This is a genomic window from Arthrobacter sp. D5-1, assembly GCF_017357425.1.
In the GTDB taxonomy this organism is placed as follows: domain Bacteria; phylum Actinomycetota; class Actinomycetes; order Actinomycetales; family Micrococcaceae; genus Arthrobacter.
In genome coordinates this window covers 3,660,967-3,678,882 of the sequence record NZ_CP014571.1, presented here as the reverse complement: position 1 = coordinate 3,678,882, position 17,916 = coordinate 3,660,967, and the positions used below count along the sequence as shown (strand labels likewise).

Sequence of the window (17,916 nt, the reverse complement as noted above, 5' to 3'; positions counted from 1 at the left end):
GGCATGACCGCCCTGTCAGGGACGCAGTCAAAAACCGCTGAACAGCGGGCCTGGGACATAGCATCCACGGTCTGCGATCCGGAGATCCCTGTCCTCACCATTGAGGACTTGGGGATCCTGCGCGGCGTACGGGTTGTCCCGGCGGCCGAAACAACAGACCAGCACGACGGCGGCACGTCGGGTAGCGCCGTCGAGGTCACCATCACGCCCACGTACTCGGGCTGCCCGGCGATGGACGCCATTGGCGACGATCTGCGGACAGCCTTCGAGAAGGAGGGCTACGCGAGCGTGCGCATCAACCTGGTGTTGTCCCCGGCGTGGACCACTGACTGGATGACGGATTCCGGCAAGGCCAAGCTGGAGGAATACGGGATTGCCCCGCCCAGCGGTATGGCTGCCGCGGGTGGCCATTCCGGTCCTGTCCGCCTGAGCCTGGCCGTGAAATGCCCGCAGTGTTCGTCGTTGAACACCAAGGAACTCACCCGCTTTGGTTCCACATCCTGTAAGGCGCTGTTTGTCTGCCAGGACTGCAAGGAACCGTTCGACTACTTCAAAGTCCTCTAAGGAACTCCATGACCACCGAAACCCAGACAGCCAGCCGCCGTCGTGCGTCTTTCCATAACCTGACCGTCTCGGAAGTCCGGCGCCTCACGGACGATGCCATTGAAGTCTCGTTCGGTGTGCCCGCCGAGCTGGCCGGGCAATACGACTACCTTCCCGGTCAGTACGTGGCCTTGCGCACCTCACTGCCGGATGAGAACGGTGAGCCGCACGAGGTCCGCCGCAGCTACTCGATTTGCGCAGAGCCGCGCAGCTTCGAGGACGGCAGCAGTGAGATCCGCGTAGCCATCAAGAAGGACCTCGGCGGCGTCTTCTCCACGTGGGCCAATGCCGAGCTGAAGGCCGGTGACGTTCTGGACGTGATGAGCCCGCAGGGTGCGTTCATTTCGCGGCACGGCAAGGACGGCTCGGCCGTTCAGCACAACGTCATGAACTCCATGAACCACCCGGAGGAGCTGGCAGGGGAGCCGGGCAACTTCGTGGCGATCGCCGCTGGTTCCGGGATTACCCCGGTTATCGCTATTGCGAGCACGTTGCTGGCGGCCAATCCGGAAACCACGTTTGACCTGGTCTACGCCAACAAAGCTGCCATGGACGTCATGTTCCTTGAAGAGCTGGCTGACCTGAAGGACAAGTACCCGTCGCGCCTGGCGCTGCACCACGTGTTGTCCCGCGAGCAGCGGATCGCGCCGCTGATGACTGGACGCATTGATTCCGAGAAGCTGCAGGCGCTGCTTAGCAGTGCCATCCGCGCCGAGGATGTGGACGAGTGGTTCCTGTGCGGGCCGTTCGAGCTCGTTCAGCTGTGCCGCGACACCTTGGCTGCCCGCGGAGTTGAGCCCGAGCACGTTCGCTTCGAGCTGTTCACCACTGGCCGTCCGGACCGCCCCGAGGGCAACGCCGGCCGCCCGGTTGTGGAGGACGAGTCGCAGGATACGTACAAGATCACCTTCACGCTGGATGGCCTGACCGGCGACGTCGCAAGTCCCACCCATGCCCGCGAATCCATCCTCAACGCCGCTTTGCGTGTCCGCCCGGACGTTCCGTTCGCATGTGCCGGTGGCGTCTGCGGCACCTGCCGCGCCAAGCTGATCACCGGTACGGTGACCATGGATGAGAACTACGCCCTTGAACAGGACGAGTTGGATAAGGGCTACGTCCTGACCTGCCAGTCCCACCCCACCAGCGAAGAAGTTGCCGTCGACTTCGACGTCTAAGGAGTCCCCATGATCGAGCTCTCCATTGCCAACGGCATTGCCGAAATTGTCCTCAATGCCCCCGAAAAGCTGAACTCGCTTAACGAGGACGCGCTGGCCGGCCTGGATAAGGCGTACGACGACGCTGCTGCCGCCGCCTCACGTGGTGAGGTGCGGGCCCTGCTCCTTCGCGGCGAGGGCCGTGCCTTCTGTGCGGGCCGTGACATTGCTGCTGTTACTCCCGAAACCGATGACGCCCAGGCTTACCTCGGCGGTCTCGTGGAGCCGCTGTTGAAGAAGATGGCGGCCTTCCCGGCACCCACGTTTGCAGCCGCGCATGGTGCTTGCCTGGGCGTTGGGCTGGGGTTGTTGTTGGCCACTGACGTCGTGTACGTGGCGGAGAATGCCAAGTTCGGCTCACCCTTTGCCAAGCTGGGGGCCACGTTGGACTCGGGCGGGCACTGGTACTTCACCGAGCGCCTGGGCATGCACCGCACGCTGGACCTGATTTACACGGCCGATCTCATCTCCGGGGCCGAAGCCGTGGCGCAGGGGATGTTCAGCCGTGCCATGCCAGCCGATGTTTTGCTGGACGAGACGCGGGAGATTGTTGCGCGGGTGGCCGTCGGCGCCACTGAAGCTTTCAATGCGTCGAAGGAACTCGTGGCCCACATCCGCGATCAGCGCCTGGGCCTCTGGGCTTCAATGACCGAGGAAAACGCCGAGCAGGCACGGCTGTGCAAGACCGACGACTACGCGGAGGGCTTCCGGGCGTTCCAGGAGAAGCGGGCGCCGGTTTTCAAGGGGTAGCCGCAGGTTCTTCCAAGGTAGTTCGGCCTAGCATTGGTCACATGATGGCTCCTCAACAAGTGCGCTCAGCGGCCGTGGTGATTAATGCGGCATCACGTCGCGGGGCTGCAGCGAGCCAACTGGCCGTGGACGCAATGAAGAAGTCCGGCGTGCCAGTCCGTTCCGTGCATCCTGTGACCTCGGGCGCGGGATTGTTCGATGCCCTGCGCCAAGTGATTTCAGAAGGACATGACCTGGTGGTTGTGGGTGGTGGTGACGGCACCGTGACCTCTGCTGCCGGACTCCTTGCCGGGACGGACGTCATACTCGGTGTCCTACCCTTGGGCACCGCCAATGATCTGGCCAGAACGCTGGATATTCCAAGTGGTGTACCTGAGGCCTGCGCCGTTATCGCGGATGGAAAGGTGGTGGACATTGACCTTGGCCGGGCCAATGGCGAACCGTTCCTCAACGTCGCGTCGGTGGGGCTGTCGGTGGGTGTCACGGAAGCTCTTAGTCCTCGCCTGAAGCGGCACATGGGGCCTTTGGCTTACGGCATCGCGACCATCCGGGCTTACACACGGCACCGACCTTTCCGGGCTCGCCTGGAATTCCCGGACGGCGATCACGAGCCGATGGACCTCGACCACGTGCTTCAGGTGGCAGTGGGCAACGGCAAGCACTACGGCGGCGGGAACATGGTTGCTCCGATGGCGGGGATCGACGATCACACTCTGGATGTCTACGCGATCCTGGCGGCACCGCTTAAAGAGCACGTCAAGATTGCACGGTTACTCAAGGATGGCAGCTTTATTGATCACGATCGGGTCCACCACCTGGCGACCCGAAAGGTCCGTTTGGTCACGGAGCCGCCCATGTCCGTGAACCTCGACGGCGAAATCGCAGCGGTAACTCCCACCGAATTCAGTGTTCAGCGGAACGCCGTGCAAGTCATGGTGCCGCAAGGCAGCAACAGCGCTTCGTTTGATGGACCGATGCGGGGCTGACCCACAACGAGTACTGCCGCCGCAGGCATCAGCGGCTTAAACTTTGAGGACACGCATTGAATGCGCAGTGCAGTCCGAGCGTGCTTCGAACGGAGATGGCCATGCTCCAGAAGATGATGTGCAAACTGAACCTCCACCACCACTGGCATGTGGAGTCAGCAGAGGATGGCAGCGGGCGTTACAGGCGCTGCACCAGGTGCGGTAAATATGATCGCGACTGGGACGGCAGCGGTTTCATGCACTGACTTTGCCGACACCCGGTTGCCCCGTGGCGGAGGGAGGCTCACTTTATAGCAAACACGAAAGCTTCCATCCGGAGACCCTGGCCGGTTGTACCGATTGTGACGTGCTGTCCAGCGTATGAGGTTGCCTTCTGGATCCAGCCGATGTTCTGGACGTGCGCCGTTGCCCCGAGGTTGTAGCCCGGGGTCCAGAGCTCCACCGCTTCAATCGCCAGGCTCCGCCCCTGGGTCCCGAGTATGATCTGTCTGTTACTGGTTGAAGTGCACTGGACGGACTGCCACCCCAGTGTGGCAACGTGCGCCCGACCGCAAAACTGACGCGTGTTCACCTGATACACACGGATCGCTTCAAGCCGTAGCCCTTGCCCGGCCGTTCCGCTGTCACTCGTCCACCCGACGTTCTGCACGTGAGTATAGACATGAAAATCGCCTGAGTCGTAGGCCACCGATGCCGGGGCAGAACCCATCACTGAACCAACGCTCAATGTCAGCACCGCCAGTAAGGTACTAAGTCGGCGTCGGCCGCGTCGTACATTTTTCAGGTTGTCGCGAACTCGCATGCTTGATCCTTCGGTCAGGGGGCAAAAACAGCCAAGCGGGGTGTACCCGTCACTCCTATGAGTGACATCCAAATGCAAAACGTGACGCGCGTGGCAAAACCAGATGTGAGGCAAAGCCCAAGTCCCCAATGGATCTCCTGCCACAGGCAGTGGTTCACATGCTAGCCGGACCGTACCGTCATTTCGCGCCGGCAGCAGCATCTATATCCTTGAGTGATGAGTGACATAGCGCGTTCCACCATCGCTTTCGAGGGGCACTTCGCCCGGGACTTCCCCGAGCTTGCTGTTCCCTGGCGGGCGGAGGCGGCTCCCGAACCGCAGCTTTTGGCACTCAACGAGCCACTCGCCGTCGAGCTGGGTCTTGATCCTGCGTTCCTCCGGAGCCCCGAGGGTATTGGGCTGTTGATTGGTAATGCGGTCCCGGAGGAGGCAACTCCGGTGGCACAGGCCTACTCGGGCCACCAGTTCGGCTGGTACTCACCGCGGCTTGGCGATGGGCGGGCGCTGCTGCTCGGCGAGGTGACCGGAGCTGACGGGAAACTCCGCGATCTCCACCTGAAGGGATCGGGGCGCACGCCTTTCGCACGGAATGGGGACGGCCGGGCGGCCGTTGGTCCGATGCTGCGGGAATACATCCTCAGCGAGGCGATGCATGCCTTGCGCATTCCCACCACCAGGAGCCTTGCCGTCGTCGGGACAGGGCGTCAGGTTCAGCGTGAGACGCTCCTTCCTGGGGCGGTTCTGACGCGGGTGGCCAACAGCCACTTGCGGGTGGGCAGTTTCCAATATGCCAGAGCCACAGATGACCTGGATTTGCTTCGCCGGCTTGCTGACCATGCGATCGAGCGCCACCACCCGTCGGCGGCCGGTGAAAGCAACCGCTACCTTGGCCTCCTCAGGGGCGTCATTTCGGTCCAGGCGACCCTGATGGCGAAGTGGATGCTGGTGGGGTTTGTGCATGGGGTCATGAACACGGACAACATGACAGTGTCCGGCGAAACCATCGATTATGGTCCGTGCGCCTTTTTGGAAGGCTTTGATCCGGGAGCCGTGTACAGCTCCATTGACGAGATGGGACGCTACGCCTACCGTAGCCAGCCTGTTGTGGCGGAGTGGAACCTGGCCCGTTTCGCCGAGTCGATCGCGCCGCTCATCCACGAGGATGAGGAGCAGGCAGTGGCCCTCGCCGTCGAGGCGCTTAACGGGTTCCGCCAGCAGTACAGCGCTGCCTGGTTCAACGGCATGAAAGCCAAGCTTGGGCTGCCGGAGAACATTGACGACGACGTTGCCTCACCCTTGGTGGATGATCTGCTGGAGCTGGTCCAGGAGGCGCGCGCGGATTACACCTCGTTTTTCCGCAACCTCGGCAAAGCGGCCCGAGGGCAGGTTGAGCCCGCCCGCGGGACCGTTCTTGACCTGGCAGCGTTTGACGCATGGCTGGAGCGTTGGCGTCCACTCACGCCGGACGCCGATGCCATGGACAGCATCAACCCTGTCTATATTCCACGCAACCACTTGGTGGAGGAGGCGCTCGCTGCCGCAACTGAGGGAGAGATGGGACCGGTAGAGCACTTGCTTACAGCCGTCTCCGACCCTTGGACCGAACGTCCCGGCCTGGAAGAGTACGCACTGCCGGCGCCGGAGAGCTTCGGACCCTACCGAACCTTCTGCGGCACCTAGGGGCTAGCTCCAGGCGGCTCGAACCACCATGTCTGCGCCTGCCGCGAGATGTTGCCCGGTATGCCCTGCATCAAGGATGCAGACGTCCTCTGCTTCTGGAGCACGTGTTGATACCAGGCATTCTGTGGCCCTGAAGCTCAGGAGATCTATTGGAAGGGTGTCGCCGATTTGAAGATCACTCATGGTGTCCTTTTGGTTAGCCCGGGTGTCACCAATAATGCGGCCGGCCCGGTGTGGTGGTGGAGAGAGAGTTTTCTCCTTGGGACGCCGGGCTTCATCAGCGGATAACTCCATACTGCCCTGATGGATGACTTCCGTCTACGTGGGACTGCCTAACTCTCAGCTGAAGTTGGAGTGGCGAACGATTGCCAGTAACTCTTCGCGCAAGTTCCCCGAGTCCGACATGATGGCGGACAGAACATCGTTCTCCAAATGGTGGGATTGTTCCAGCAGCGCCAACCCCAGATCGGTAATCGATACCAGTTGGCTGCGGCGGTCGAAGAGATTGGGCTGTCGGTGGATATAGCCCCGGGATTCCAGCCTGGACAGCAGCGGTCCCATGGTTTGTGCTTGAACGCGGACGCTTTGGGCAAGTTTCCCGGGGGCGATAGGCCCTGCCGTCGCCACGGCTTCCAGCGTCAATACTGCCGGATAGGTCAGCCCCAGAGGCCGCAACTCATCGTTCCAGGCCAGCTCCACCAGTCGTGCCGCCGTGGACAGCAGCCGGCTGGTTGGCCATCGGTCCATGTCAGGCATTCAGGCCCCCAGGCTCTCCAGAATAGTCAGCTTCCTTACTAGGTTACATCAGGACGGTGCTGAGCTGGGGTTGCGTTGCAGTGAGCGTGCGACGGCGGGACTCGCCGTTGGGTTCAGGAGAGGTCGAATGCAGAACGTCCCACGGCCCGCTCGGCGCCGTGCACCTGCAGGGCGTGCCGCATGGCTTGGCGGTTGTCTTCGGCAAGTTCAGGCTGGCCGGCGACCCGGTAGAGGTCCGCTGCCCACTGAAACTCATCGGCAGCGGCGCGGAAACGGGCTTCGTCGAAAAGGCGTCGGCCGATGTGGTGGCGAACGTAGGCCTCTTCTTCCGGTGACTGGACTGTTCGCAGCGCCTTTTCGTGGAGAACGGCTGCGTCGTGCCAGCGGTACTGGCGTTGATTGACCTGCGCAAGTATGAGCAACAGCTCGCGGCGGTCAGGCGTGTGGGGCAGCAGCTTGAAGCCTTCGTCGAGGGCTTCATTGTCCCGGCCCAACAGCGCCAAGTACCGGACGCGCTCCACCGGTGGACATTCGCCAGCCAACGCAGCTTCCACCGATTGGCGGTTGATCGCCACGTCGCGGAACGTCGTAGGGTCAGTACGCCAGAGACTCGCAGTATCTTCCACAGTCATGTGCCCCCCACAGGCTTGTTTTGGAGCCAACTGAGTTGCAGCACTGTTCAATGGCAGGCCGCAGGAAACTCCATAATCTCATGAACGACGGGACCCGCAACCTCGTTCCGCTCTGCCTGGTTCAGTCAAGCGCGGCCAGCAGATAGGAACGGGGCTGGCTCCGACATGACGCCTGCGGGCGAGGCGCTCTCCAAGCCCCGATGGGGTTAGGCCTGGCACAGTTCAGCTGATGGGGGCACCTGAAAGCGTCGCGAATCAAAATTAGGCTGTGCCCTGCTTGCACTGCTAACACTTGGTCGCGAGCTGCGACGAGCGACCACTTTCCCGAGACTATGCCCGATCCGTGCCAGACTCCGTCTGCTGCGCTTGTGCCACTGCTTCACCCCCCCTAAGGCCTGTGTTTCGAACTTACGAATGGGAATTGCTAAGGTCTCGAATGTATAAAATGACAGAAAAATGCACAGCCGGAGGCCTGAAGTTAGCTCCCGAACGTTGAAAGATCCTATGCTCTGAGTGAATTGGCCCGGCCCTAGACCGGTCCGCCGCCCAGATAGTGGCGACGGACCGTTCGATTTGTAGTTCGCCCCCGCATAGCGAATGAGGCCAAACGGCTAGCTCTTAGAGACCTACTCCTGAGCTGGAGTATCCGATCTGGATCCTTGAGCCTGTTGGCAGTGCGCCGATGGGCTGGCTTAACAGCACATCAATCATGGTGACATTGATTCCACTGGATGACTTGCTGACCTTGTGCAGGGTTACTTGTCCGAGGCCCGCCACCTGCACCACAGTGTTCGGTGCGACTGAGGCATTTACAGCAGGAAGCCCCTTGATCCTGAGGTTGGTGAAGGTGGATGTGTCTGTGACAGTCGCAGTCGCGGCGCCAGCGGCCCGAGTTGTGCTGGTCTCGGCTTTGATGGCATCCACCTGGATTAGTCCGTTGAGGACGTTGAGCCCCGCAATGTTGTTGGTGACGGTCACCGTCGGTTGTGGGGTCAGGACTCCGCTGGTTGTGGTTGAGGCTGCGCCGCCGGTCGCAAGGGCGGGGAGGCTGACTCCGGCCACGTTTGCGCTCGTGGTCCCGCCGCCGCACCCTGCATAAGCCAGTGCGGTGGGGCCAGAGTTGAGCAGCCCGTTGGCGAGGTTCGCCTTGGTGCTAAAGCCTGTACCCGACAGGTAACCCGCTTGGGCTGGTGGCAGGTTGGCAACGGTGACGCCCAAGTGAATGTCTGTTCCTATCTTGATACCAGGCAGGCCGGCCTTGAGAACCTCAACACGAAGTGCCGTGGTCGTGACCTTGTAGACGCCGTTGACTAGAGCTCTTTTCTGCCCATTGAGCGTGATCTTGCCGATAGAACCCAACAACGGCGTCTTGAGATCCAAAACCGTGTTGGCGCCCGGGTTGACTCCGACCGGAAGGCCTAGGACCTTCAAATCCGCAATCGTCGCCTTGTTGGTTCCGGAGAAGGATCCGGCGGTGTTTTTTTCCGCGGTGCTTTCGGACGTGATGGCGCCGGCCGTGACCAATCCGCCCAGGAGGTTTGTCGACGCGATCGTTGATTTACTCTCGAGCCGTTTTCCTGCATTGGTTAGTAACGTTTTCACACTCGTTGTTGCCGCGCCCACGCTACCCACGGCGGGCACAGTTAGGGCGGCAGAAGTGTTCGAATTAGTCCGGCCAGTAAGGCCTGTGCAGCCGATGCTTGAATCCGCCGTAGGGCCAGAGGTCAAAGACTTATCGGTGTTGAAAATGTAGGAACCATACGCAGTACCAGAGAATCCTGTTGTAACCTGCGCTGGTGTGGTGGCGGCAAGGGCCGGTGTAGCCGACCCGGCAAGCGCGAGCGTCAGCGCGCCAACCAATGCAAACCGTGAAGGTTTCATATCTTACTCCCCAGAAAGTGATGCGAACCCGTAAGAATGCTTACGGTGCTGATTACGGTACAGTCCGGAAAACCAAAGAAACAATAGTTCTGTCGCCTCTGATCAAACTTCTTCAATGAATTTTCATTCAGAACGCACTTCTCCAGCGTGGCAAGCGGGGTTCGGTTGAAGTTGACCTGACCCATGAATTAGGCCATTAAACCTGTCGACGGCCCCGCACGCTTAAACAATCCGTGTCCGCACATAAGTTGCCTGAACGCTCACCGGCCGGCAGAAGGCCATGCCTGACGTGTCGGCCGAACAAATCAAGTACACAGGCTTTCTGGACTCGGGGCCGTGCAACTCTGTACGTCCCTGGGTGACAACGCCATCGGTGTCGTCCTGCTGGTCCACACCATCGTGGTGGGTGTGTTCACGTTCGGAGTGATCGGCCAGGGGGCTAGGTCGAAGGCCTTGTGATCCTTGCCCGCGTGGAGTGCTTCCGTGGGACGCCCAGAGCGCTTCCCTTAGCGACTGACGTGCCAGTCATGAAGCTGGAACGAAAGTGTCCCGCCTGATGGGGGATCAGGCGGGACTCAGCAACCATAACCTCGCTAGCTGGTAGTTCGCCGGGTGCCCTTGCCCTCGTCGCGCGGGGGCTCTGAGCGTACGCTGGCCCTATGGAGTCCGAGGTCAGGACTGTCGCCTTGCGCACGGGTATCAGCGTCCCCTGTTTCGTACAAGGTCGCCTCGAACAAGCAGTCGACGACGGCGGCACGCCCTTACTCTTGTTACACGCCTGGAGCGAGTCCTGGCGCAGTTTCGAGCGGCTGATTGCCTCGGTTCCGGATGCAGTTGTTGTGGCCCCGGATCTTCGTGGACATGGTCTTGCCGAGAAACCTCCCGACGGCTATTCGCTGGTGGAGGTGGCCGAAGACGTGGTGGCTCTGTTTGATGCCATGGGCCTTGTCCGTGCCCATGTGGTGGGTTCTTCCAGCGGGGGATACGTTGCCCAACAATTAGCCGTGATGCATCCGGAACTGCTGGCATCTCTGATTCTGGTCGGCGCGCCGTTGAGCCTCCATGGGAAGCCGGCGTTCGCCGCCGAAATGGATTCGCTGACTGATCCGATTTCAGAGGAATGGGTGCGCGGGTCTCTGTCTTGGTACCGGCTGTTGCACACCGTGCCTGCTTCCTACATTGAAGACCGGGTGCAGGACGGTTTGGCCATGCCGGCGTCCATTTGGAAGGAGTCGCTGCGCGGCTACTACGAAGCTGTGCCGCCAACGGAAGCAGGCACCATTTCAGCACCTGCCTTGATTCTCTGGGGCGCCCACGACCATCTGGTTCCGCGGCATCATCAGGAGACCCTTGCCAGCCGCATTCCGGGATCGCGCCTCAAGATATATGAGGAGACCGGTCACCTGGTGCTATGGGAGTGCCCGGAGCGGGTGGCGGGGGATGTGCGGGAGTTTCTGGGTGGTGTGAGGGGCGGCTGGTCCTGATCGTTTACAGGGCCAGCCGCCGTTTTCCTTCGATGGCTGAGTGCGTTAGAGGATGGCCGTCATGACGTTCCAGCCGGTGCCCACCTTTGTGGCCGTTGGCCAGGCTGCGCCCCCGCTACCTGCGTAGAGCCACAGCTCGCCGGCCGCGTTGCGTGCCAGGATGTCGGCCTTCCCGTCACCGTTGAAGTCACCAGGTCCAACCAGGGAGTTCATGACGTTCCAGCCCTGGCCGATCTGCTGAGTCGGGAGCCAACCATTACCGTTGCGGTAAAGCTGAAGTGCTCCGGTTGCGTCGCGAGCAACAAGGTCAGGAGTGCTGTCCATGTTGAAGTCACCCACGCCTGTGATTTCGGACATCCCGTTCCACCCAAAACCTGCATAATAGCGAGGCAACCAACCGCCGTTCCCGTCGCCGCGATAGACAAATAGCCAGCCTTCGCTGGAACGCGCAACGATATCGACGAACTCGTCGTCGTTAAACTGTCCGATGCCCTCAATTGCCGTCATGCTCTCCCACCCACTTCCGACCTGGACGCGTGGAAGCCAACCACTCGAGCCGTTACCCGGGTATAGCCAAAGCAGTCCGCTTCCATCGCGGGCCAAAACATCTGCATTACCGTCGCCATTGAAATCTCCGGGCGCGACGATGGCTGTCATGATGTTCCAGCCTTGTCCTACCTGTTTACGGGGCAGCCACCCACCTGAACCGTCGCCGGGGTAGAGCCACAGCAATCCGGCCGAGTCCCTGGCAACGACGTCCGCCGTGCGATCTCCGTTGTAGTCGTTCTTGACGGGCGGTTTTGTATTCCCATCAATGACGGATATGTGGTTACCGACCACAGTGTAGACCTTGTTGTTGGACGGGTTTACGGCAGCCATGAGCCACGGCGAAATCCTCAGCGTCGTTGTGCCGTTGTTCCCACCGTCAATGACTGTGGTACCTCGGTCGGCCATCGAAACATAGATTTTGTTATTCGTCGGGTTCACCACGATTTTCTTCACCCGCGTAGGCGTGGGGATTTTTGCTGTCTCCTTCATAGTGGTCCCATCGACAATACGGACGGATCCACTATTGGATGCAGCAGCCGAACCGATGTAGAGCCTGTCTGTCGCCGGATTCAGGGCCCAGTTCTCCAGGGGGCCGTCCCAAGATAGCGTGGCGGTGATGGTGTCGCTGACGCCATCGATCACTTTGAGGCTGGAACCGGATATCGTCTTGGTTGTGATGTAGATCTTATTTTTCACAGGATTCACTGCCCAGTTGAGGACGTCAATTCCCTCGACGTTCATAGCTGAGGTGATTTTTCCAGATGCATCAATGACACTTACGCCGGCATTTGAGAGTACGTATGCCTTATTTGAGACTGGATTGACAATGGTCCTACCACGGCCTGCGGAACCCGCCACGAGAGTGGGGGTATTAGTGTCTCCATCTAGCACCGTGATCCCTGCGTCCGTGTTGACGTAGACCCTATTGGCCTTCTCGTTCACAGCAATATCACCGACGTATGAATCGAACGGAATTAGGGTGGATTCCTGAGTCCCTTCATCGATCACTACAAGGGCATTTCTCTCCATCATCGATGCGTCAGAACTTGCGACGTAGAGTCTGTTCGTCGTCGAGTTGACGGCCAACACCCCCGGCGAGTCACCCACCCACTTAACCTGACTCGAGCTGCGGTCTTTGACCCTGAGCACGGCGCCATCTGACCTTATGTACGCTGTGTCTGTTGTGGAGTTGAGTGCGATGGATGCGGCCTCACCTTCAAGGTGGAAATCATCCCCAACAATGTCAGCCGTGGCCGGCGCAGCCATGGTTCCCAGCGACAAAGCCACCGCTAGGCCGGTGGCGACAAACGTAGCCGCCGCCCGGCGTCGTCGTTGGTTTGATTCTCTAAAGGCGCGCGATTCATCAATAGCAACAGACATAGAGCCCCCCATAAGTCGTGACGCTCAACAGCGTCGGTGTTCGAATTCTATAGCTGATACACCAACGGCCAACCCAAATTCGATCAGGGTTGGCCGTTGGTTGTCATGAAATGGTGTGAATCAGAGAATGGCGGACATGCCGTTCCATCCTGAGCCCACTTTGCTCGAGGTGGGCCACGATGCTCCGCCGTTGCCCGCATAGAGCCACAGCTCGCCTGCGGCGTTGCGGGCGAGAATATCGGCCCTGCCGTCGCCGTTGAAGTCGCCGGGACCAACAAGTGAGTTCATGCTGTTCCAACCCTGTCCAATGGTCTGCTTTGGGAGCCAGCTTCCATAGCCGTTGGGCGGATAGAGGAACAGAGTTCCGGCGCCGTCGCGGGCTACGAGATCAGAGACCCCATCACCGTTGAAGTCAGCTACGCCAGTAATCTCGGACATTCCGGCCCAGCCCGAACCGGCCCACATCCGGGGCAGCCAACCGCCCTTGCCATCTCCGCGATATACCCAGAGCGCGCCATCCCGGGCACGAGCTACGACATCAGCGAATCCGTCACCATGAAAGTCGATTGCCTCAATTGCGCTCATGCCTTCCCAGCCGCTGCCGACCTGCACACGAGTGAGCCAGCTGCCGGAGCCGTTGCCTGGGTAGAGCCACAACACTCCGCCCCCGTCACGAGCCAGCACATCTGCATTGCCGTCTCCGTTGAAGTCGCCGGGAGCCACGAGGGCGTTCATGACGTTCCAGCCCTGTCCCACCTGGAGGCGCGGCAGCCAGCCGCCGGAGCCATCGCCGGGGTAGAGCCAGAGCACCCCTGCTGCATCTCTGGCCAAGATGTCGGCCTTGAGATCTCCATTGAAGTCGTTCTTGACGGGCTGTTCCGCGTTTCCGTCAATGACGCCCACAGAATCACTCTCGGAGTTGACCACGTAGACCTTGTTGTTGGACGTGTTCACGACTGCAGCGTCGGGTTCCTGGCCCGTGTAAAGCGCACTGCTGGTGTTGTTCCGGCCATCAATAACGGTGGTTCCACGGCCAGTCATGGTGGCGTAGATCTTGTTGTTGGACGGGTTTACCACGATGCTGCGAACTCGGGTAGCCGTGACTATGTGCGCAGTTTCCGTCAGGGTGGCGCCGTCGATCACCTTGATGGATCCGTCGCTGTTCCAGGTACCGGATTCGACGTAGATCTTGTCGGTAGCGGGGTTCACCGCCAAAGTTCCGAGTGGGCCCCCGGATGACATGGATCCCGTGATCTTGTCAGTGGCACCGTCGATGACCTTAACGCTGGATCCATACTTCGGTGTCGTCGTGACGTAGATTTTGTTCTTTGACGGATTGATCGCGATAGCACCGATCCCGCCCGCACCTACGGACACAGTTGACGTGATCTTTCCGCTGGCGTCGATGACTTTCACAGTCCCGGCGGAAAGAGCGTAGACCTTGTTGGTGGCGGTATTGACTGCAATGTCTTGCGCACCGGCGGAGTTCAGGACCGGAGAGGCCACGTTTGTAGCGCCATCGATGATCTTGAGGCCATTTGCAGTGCTGACATAGACCTTATTGGTCTTTTCGTTTACCGCAATGACGTCTGCATTAGCGCCAACTGAGACGGTGGTGGCTGCGTGGGTCACGCCGTCAACTACTGCGACCGAACTGGAATCGCTGACGTAGATCTTGTTCGTCGCTGAGTTTACAGCGATGCGCGACGACAAGATATCGGGCTGATACACATTCGCCGTGCCACCCCCGCCGATGCTGTAAATGCCGCCTAAAGTCGACACGTAGGCTGTGTCGGTCACCGAATTCACGGCTATATTGGAAGGCTGCTCACCCGCAGGGACGACAATATTTACCGCGTCCGCGGTTGCAGGCAAAGCAGAGGTTCCCAACGACAGTGCAAAGGCCAAGCCGACCGAAACGGCCCCCACCGCAGTTCTGCGCCGGCTTCGTGCGTTCACCGTCCCCCACGCGCGCGAACCATCCATAGCAGCACTCATTGAACCCCCAGAAGTAGTGACGCGGAAGCGCGTCATCATTTGGAATTTTACAGTGCGGCGCCAACTGGCAGCGGACAGTGCATTGCCCGCCGTCTGAGAGCTAAGCCGTGCGGAGGGTGACTATATAGTCTGTCAGCTCTAGCTTGGCTGACTAGTTACCTTTTTCAAGGGCATGAGCGGTGACGTAGGCACCCAGTTGGTCTTTCGATAGAGCTGCCGCAATCTCCGAGATCGCTGTGGTATCAGCCACAACAATCGACTGGCCATCCGCGGACGCTCCGGTGCCGAGGGTGGGCAGCGTGAACATCACAGTGTCGTTGGCTCGAAGGTCCTTCATGCCCAGTGCCAGGCTACCGATTGCGGCCGCGTCGAAACTCTTGTCGACACTGACGAAAGGTGACACTGCGCTGACCATGCTGTTGACGGTCACAGGGTTGGTCAGCGTTTCACGCGCAATCGTCTTGCTAATGATTGCTTTCATGTACGCCTGCTGGTTCCGTACGCGCTGGTAATCGCCATCGCTGAAGGACATGCGTTCGCGAACAAAAGCCAGCGCCTCATCACCGTTCAGTGTCTGCTTTCCGGCTTCGTAATAGTGCCCCTTCATGGGCCCCTTTGCTGGTGCGAACGGGATCTTGACGTCAACTTCGACTCCGCCCAAGGCGTCGGTGAGGCCCTTGAAGCCTTCGAAGTCGATCATAGCTACGTGGTCGATGCGTTGCTGGAATAGTGACTCCACGGTCTGGACCACGAGCGGAACACCGCCTAGGGCAAGGGCGGAGTTGATCTTCGACTCGCCCCTTCCTGGGATTTCCACCCATAGGTCACGCATTAGGGACACAGCGTAAACATTCTTGCGGTCCGCTGGGATATGCACGAGCATGAGCGTGTCTGAGCGCTGGTCGGTGGATACCTCAGCGTCGACGTCGAGCTCGGCGGAACCGCGGGTGTCGCTGCCCATCACAAGGATGTTCACCGCCGCAGTGCCATTGATTGGCTCGGTCTTCTGTGGCCGAGTCGACTCTTCGGGGAAAGCGGTTTCAATCTTGGTGGTGCCCGAGTTGAACGTCTGTGCAAGATTGGCGACGTAGGCGCCGCCGATGAGTCCTGCCACCAGCACCGCCGCGGCGAAGCCTAGAAGCACGTTGCGTGCGGTCTTCTTGCCGCTTCTCTGACGTCGGGGACGGGACTCTGCAGAGAGAGTTTCGGTGTCTGTCGGGATCGTCATGACTTCCTTGGTGTCGGCGGCAGCAGAGACGATTCTATCAAGGCGTGAATACGCCGTCCGCAAACTCCCTGTTCAGGCTGAGGTTCCATTGGTTGGTGACATCAACGCTAAAGGATTTCCCTTGGGGCAATCTCGAGTCGCCGAGGTCTATGGTGATTGACTCCAGTCTCGGGTTCAGTCCCCTTTTCTCACCGAAATCTATCTCGGTGCTCAGGGGTTTCGATTTACGTTCATGGGATGAACCGTCGGCCTCGTCCCACTTCAACGTCGCGTTGCCACCAGAAAGGTTGAACCCGGTGACCATGACCACTCCAGCGGCCGAATCCGCAACAGCCCCAGTCACAATGGGTGATTTAAATCCATCAGTTATTTGAGACTTGAGGTCCTTACCAGTATCCGTGCATGTGAAATACGGGTCCCACATGAAAGAGATCACTTTGGTGGCTTCGGCCATTTGCTGAAGTTGCCTGTCCATTCTTGCCACCGTCGTCTGCCCGCGAAGGCTATTGCCACATGGATTGGACTTGGTCGCCGGTGCCATGCCCTCCAAGTTTGCCCAGAGCACGGCATCTGTTCCCGAAACGCCGGCAGCTGCAGCGTGAAAATAGTCTCTATTTGGGGCCACGTATTTCTCTCCCCACATGCCCTTTCCTACGATGCTCGCTGCAAAGACATCCACAGGTGAATCGGCTTCGCTCGCGAGATAGGCCGCACCTTTTCCTGTTCCCATGCCATCCTGGATGGCAATGCTTAACTTCAAGCCGCTGGAAGTTTGAGCGATCTTTCGCGTTCCGAGTCGAGCGTCTTCAGGTCTCACGTTTGAAGCACCTGTCCTGGACTCAATGTAGGGGCTGACGATTGCTGTACGCGTCGGAAGAACGCGATGTATGGCTCGGTTCTGCATTGCGTACAGCGACAGGATGGGATCAAAGAATGGGCTGGAGCTGACTGGCATCTCTATGTGGTGATAAAAGCCAGCCAAACCAGTCACATCGTTTCTTGATGCCTGGTATTGGAGGAACCGCTCCGTGAACCGTTCAAGGGTTTGGGAGTAGGAAAGATCGGGAAGGTAATCCACATCTGAGCGCTTGACGGGCGCCGGCAGACCCGCGTAAAACTTCATGTTTAGCTCAGTTGCTGCAGCGGCCAAAGTAATGGTTGGATCCTCAACTGATGTTTTGCTTCCTCCGACGATCACTACGTCGTAGGTTCCGTCAGGGGACGTGCACCCCATGCCCTCAGCGGGAAGAAACAGGATGGCGTAGGACTTGTCGCTGCTTGAGAAGCTTTTGTCTCGGGGGCAGGGCATCAATGAGTCACCCCAGTTACTTCCGTCCGCGTACGTAAAGTATCTATTTACCTTCACGGAACCCTCCGCGAACCTGGCGCATCCAGTTCCCTCGACCACACAGTCCTCGGGGATGGACTCCGCAGTTGCGGGTCTTAGGAGTGTTCCGAACGTAATGGCGGTGTCACCGCCAACGTCGGCAATATCGGCCAGCTTTTCGCGGTTCTTTGAAGGGACTGTGTTGGCGGTGATGAAATAACCGCTGATGGGATAGGACGGCGGGGACGCCGACTCGGCTGAATGCTGGGGAGTGTCAGCGGGCGGTACGTATGACACGCCAGCGATCATCACCATGACCGCAATCAGTGCAAGAGGCCAGCGCCGGACAGGTGCGGTAATCGGCGGAAATGGCCCTGCTTGTCGGGAGAGCCTCGCGGGTGACATGTATTCCTCTGAATCGGCATCAGCAGGGACGACTCTACCAAAGGAACGCGCAGCGTGATGGGCCAGCGTTACAGTGTGGCCACTGCAGAACGCAGTGAGTCTAGTCCATACGATAAACTAATTCGGGTCGCCCTCCGAAGGTGGACGTCCGCGCGCCGCCAAGTCTCAGGCGGCTGTGTTCGACAGAGCAGTTACAGCGTTCTGAAATTTATTCAACGGGGGGGAAAGTTGGGCACCGGAA

General features: G+C 59.6%; 15 protein-coding genes. 7 read left to right on the top strand and 8 right to left on the bottom strand.

Translation table 11 applies throughout. The features are described from left to right. Positions 1 to 3 precede the first annotated feature (3 nt). The 5 genes from paaD to AYX22_RS16905 all read left to right on the top strand — a co-directional run bounded on the left by paaD (position 4) and on the right by AYX22_RS16905 (position 6,035). A complete protein-coding gene (gene paaD, locus AYX22_RS16930) occupies positions 4 to 564 on the top strand; it encodes a 1,2-phenylacetyl-CoA epoxidase subunit PaaD (RefSeq protein ID WP_207594426.1) in 561 nt (186 codons plus the stop codon). Between the two features lie 8 nt (positions 565 to 572). Then, positions 573 to 1,778, top strand: a complete 1,206-nt coding sequence (paaE, locus tag AYX22_RS16925; protein ID WP_207594425.1) for a 1,2-phenylacetyl-CoA epoxidase subunit PaaE — start codon at positions 573 to 575, stop codon at positions 1,776 to 1,778. Positions 1,779 to 1,787: 9 nt separating this feature from the next. Next, positions 1,788 to 2,567 carry an enoyl-CoA hydratase-related protein gene (locus tag AYX22_RS16920; RefSeq protein ID WP_207594424.1) on the top strand — a complete coding sequence of 260 codons (780 nt, stop codon included), beginning with the start codon at positions 1,788 to 1,790 and terminating at the stop codon, positions 2,565 to 2,567. A gap of 41 nt (positions 2,568 to 2,608) precedes the next feature. Then, the gene (locus AYX22_RS16915; RefSeq protein WP_207594423.1) at positions 2,609 to 3,553 is read left to right on the top strand and encodes a lipid kinase; all 945 of its coding nucleotides are present in this window, start codon (positions 2,609 to 2,611) and stop codon (positions 3,551 to 3,553) included. 1,018 nt (positions 3,554 to 4,571) lie between these two features. Continuing rightward, complete coding sequence (locus AYX22_RS16905) at positions 4,572 to 6,035, top strand: protein adenylyltransferase SelO (RefSeq protein ID WP_207594421.1); 1,464 nt, start codon at positions 4,572 to 4,574, stop codon at positions 6,033 to 6,035. A 3-nt stretch (positions 6,036 to 6,038) separates the two neighbouring features. Here AYX22_RS16905 and AYX22_RS16900 read toward each other — a convergent pair whose 3' ends face one another. The 4 genes from AYX22_RS16900 to AYX22_RS16885 all read right to left on the bottom strand — a co-directional run bounded on the left by AYX22_RS16900 (position 6,039) and on the right by AYX22_RS16885 (position 9,304). Further along, on the bottom strand, positions 6,039 to 6,218 hold the full coding sequence (locus AYX22_RS16900) for a hypothetical protein (protein ID WP_207594420.1): 180 nt from the start codon (positions 6,216 to 6,218) through the stop codon (positions 6,039 to 6,041). Between the two features lie 156 nt (positions 6,219 to 6,374). Continuing rightward, positions 6,375 to 6,782 (bottom strand): MarR family transcriptional regulator, encoded by a 408-nt coding sequence (locus tag AYX22_RS16895; RefSeq protein ID WP_242703373.1) that lies wholly within the window; start codon positions 6,780 to 6,782, stop codon positions 6,375 to 6,377. 122 nt (positions 6,783 to 6,904) lie between these two features. Next, positions 6,905 to 7,423: a hypothetical protein gene (locus tag AYX22_RS16890; RefSeq protein ID WP_242703372.1), complete on the bottom strand. Its 519-nt coding sequence runs from the start codon at positions 7,421 to 7,423 to the stop codon at positions 6,905 to 6,907. A 618-nt stretch (positions 7,424 to 8,041) separates the two neighbouring features. Then, a complete protein-coding gene (locus tag AYX22_RS16885; protein WP_278251934.1) occupies positions 8,042 to 9,304 on the bottom strand; it encodes a choice-of-anchor P family protein in 1,263 nt (420 codons plus the stop codon). 336 nt (positions 9,305 to 9,640) lie between these two features. Between AYX22_RS16885 and AYX22_RS24335 the strand changes: the two genes are divergently transcribed. Both AYX22_RS24335 and AYX22_RS16880 read left to right on the top strand, forming a co-directional pair. Continuing rightward, complete coding sequence (locus tag AYX22_RS24335; protein WP_278251933.1) at positions 9,641 to 9,763, top strand: hypothetical protein; 123 nt, start codon at positions 9,641 to 9,643, stop codon at positions 9,761 to 9,763. Between the two features lie 200 nt (positions 9,764 to 9,963). After that, positions 9,964 to 10,788: an alpha/beta hydrolase gene (locus AYX22_RS16880; protein WP_207594417.1), complete on the top strand. Its 825-nt coding sequence runs from the start codon at positions 9,964 to 9,966 to the stop codon at positions 10,786 to 10,788. Between the two features lie 45 nt (positions 10,789 to 10,833). Here AYX22_RS16880 and AYX22_RS16875 read toward each other — a convergent pair whose 3' ends face one another. From AYX22_RS16875 to AYX22_RS16860, 4 genes are all read right to left on the bottom strand, one after another. Continuing rightward, a complete protein-coding gene (locus AYX22_RS16875; RefSeq protein ID WP_207594416.1) occupies positions 10,834 to 12,603 on the bottom strand; it encodes an FG-GAP-like repeat-containing protein in 1,770 nt (589 codons plus the stop codon). Between the two features lie 234 nt (positions 12,604 to 12,837). Beyond that, the gene (locus AYX22_RS16870) at positions 12,838 to 14,526 is read right to left on the bottom strand and encodes an FG-GAP-like repeat-containing protein (protein WP_242703371.1); all 1,689 of its coding nucleotides are present in this window, start codon (positions 14,524 to 14,526) and stop codon (positions 12,838 to 12,840) included. A 340-nt stretch (positions 14,527 to 14,866) separates the two neighbouring features. Further along, positions 14,867 to 15,943 carry an LCP family protein gene (locus tag AYX22_RS16865; protein ID WP_207594414.1) on the bottom strand — a complete coding sequence of 359 codons (1,077 nt, stop codon included), beginning with the start codon at positions 15,941 to 15,943 and terminating at the stop codon, positions 14,867 to 14,869. Between the two features lie 37 nt (positions 15,944 to 15,980). Continuing rightward, positions 15,981 to 17,585 carry a hypothetical protein gene (locus AYX22_RS16860; protein ID WP_207594413.1) on the bottom strand — a complete coding sequence of 535 codons (1,605 nt, stop codon included), beginning with the start codon at positions 17,583 to 17,585 and terminating at the stop codon, positions 15,981 to 15,983. Between the last annotated feature and the right edge of the window lie 331 nt (positions 17,586 to 17,916).

Coding starts and splice junctions, on each gene's coding strand:
- paaD (WP_207594426.1), top strand. CDS start 4: ATGACCGCCCTGTCAGGGACGCAGTCAAAAACCGCTGAACAGCGGGCC.
- paaE (WP_207594425.1), top strand. CDS start 573: ATGACCACCGAAACCCAGACAGCCAGCCGCCGTCGTGCGTCTTTCCAT.
- AYX22_RS16920 (WP_207594424.1), top strand. CDS start 1,788: ATGATCGAGCTCTCCATTGCCAACGGCATTGCCGAAATTGTCCTCAAT.
- AYX22_RS16915 (WP_207594423.1), top strand. CDS start 2,609: ATGATGGCTCCTCAACAAGTGCGCTCAGCGGCCGTGGTGATTAATGCG.
- AYX22_RS16905 (WP_207594421.1), top strand. CDS start 4,572: ATGAGTGACATAGCGCGTTCCACCATCGCTTTCGAGGGGCACTTCGCC.
- AYX22_RS16900 (WP_207594420.1), bottom strand. CDS start 6,218: ATGAGTGATCTTCAAATCGGCGACACCCTTCCAATAGATCTCCTGAGC.
- AYX22_RS16895 (WP_242703373.1), bottom strand. CDS start 6,782: ATGGACCGATGGCCAACCAGCCGGCTGCTGTCCACGGCGGCACGACTG.
- AYX22_RS16890 (WP_242703372.1), bottom strand. CDS start 7,423: ATGACTGTGGAAGATACTGCGAGTCTCTGGCGTACTGACCCTACGACG.
- AYX22_RS16885 (WP_278251934.1), bottom strand. CDS start 9,304: ATGAAACCTTCACGGTTTGCATTGGTTGGCGCGCTGACGCTCGCGCTT.
- AYX22_RS16880 (WP_207594417.1), top strand. CDS start 9,964: ATGGAGTCCGAGGTCAGGACTGTCGCCTTGCGCACGGGTATCAGCGTC.
- AYX22_RS16875 (WP_207594416.1), bottom strand. CDS start 12,603: ATGGCTGCGCCGGCCACGGCTGACATTGTTGGGGATGATTTCCACCTT.
- AYX22_RS16865 (WP_207594414.1), bottom strand. CDS start 15,943: ATGACGATCCCGACAGACACCGAAACTCTCTCTGCAGAGTCCCGTCCC.
- AYX22_RS16860 (WP_207594413.1), bottom strand. CDS start 17,585: ATGGTGATGATCGCTGGCGTGTCATACGTACCGCCCGCTGACACTCCC.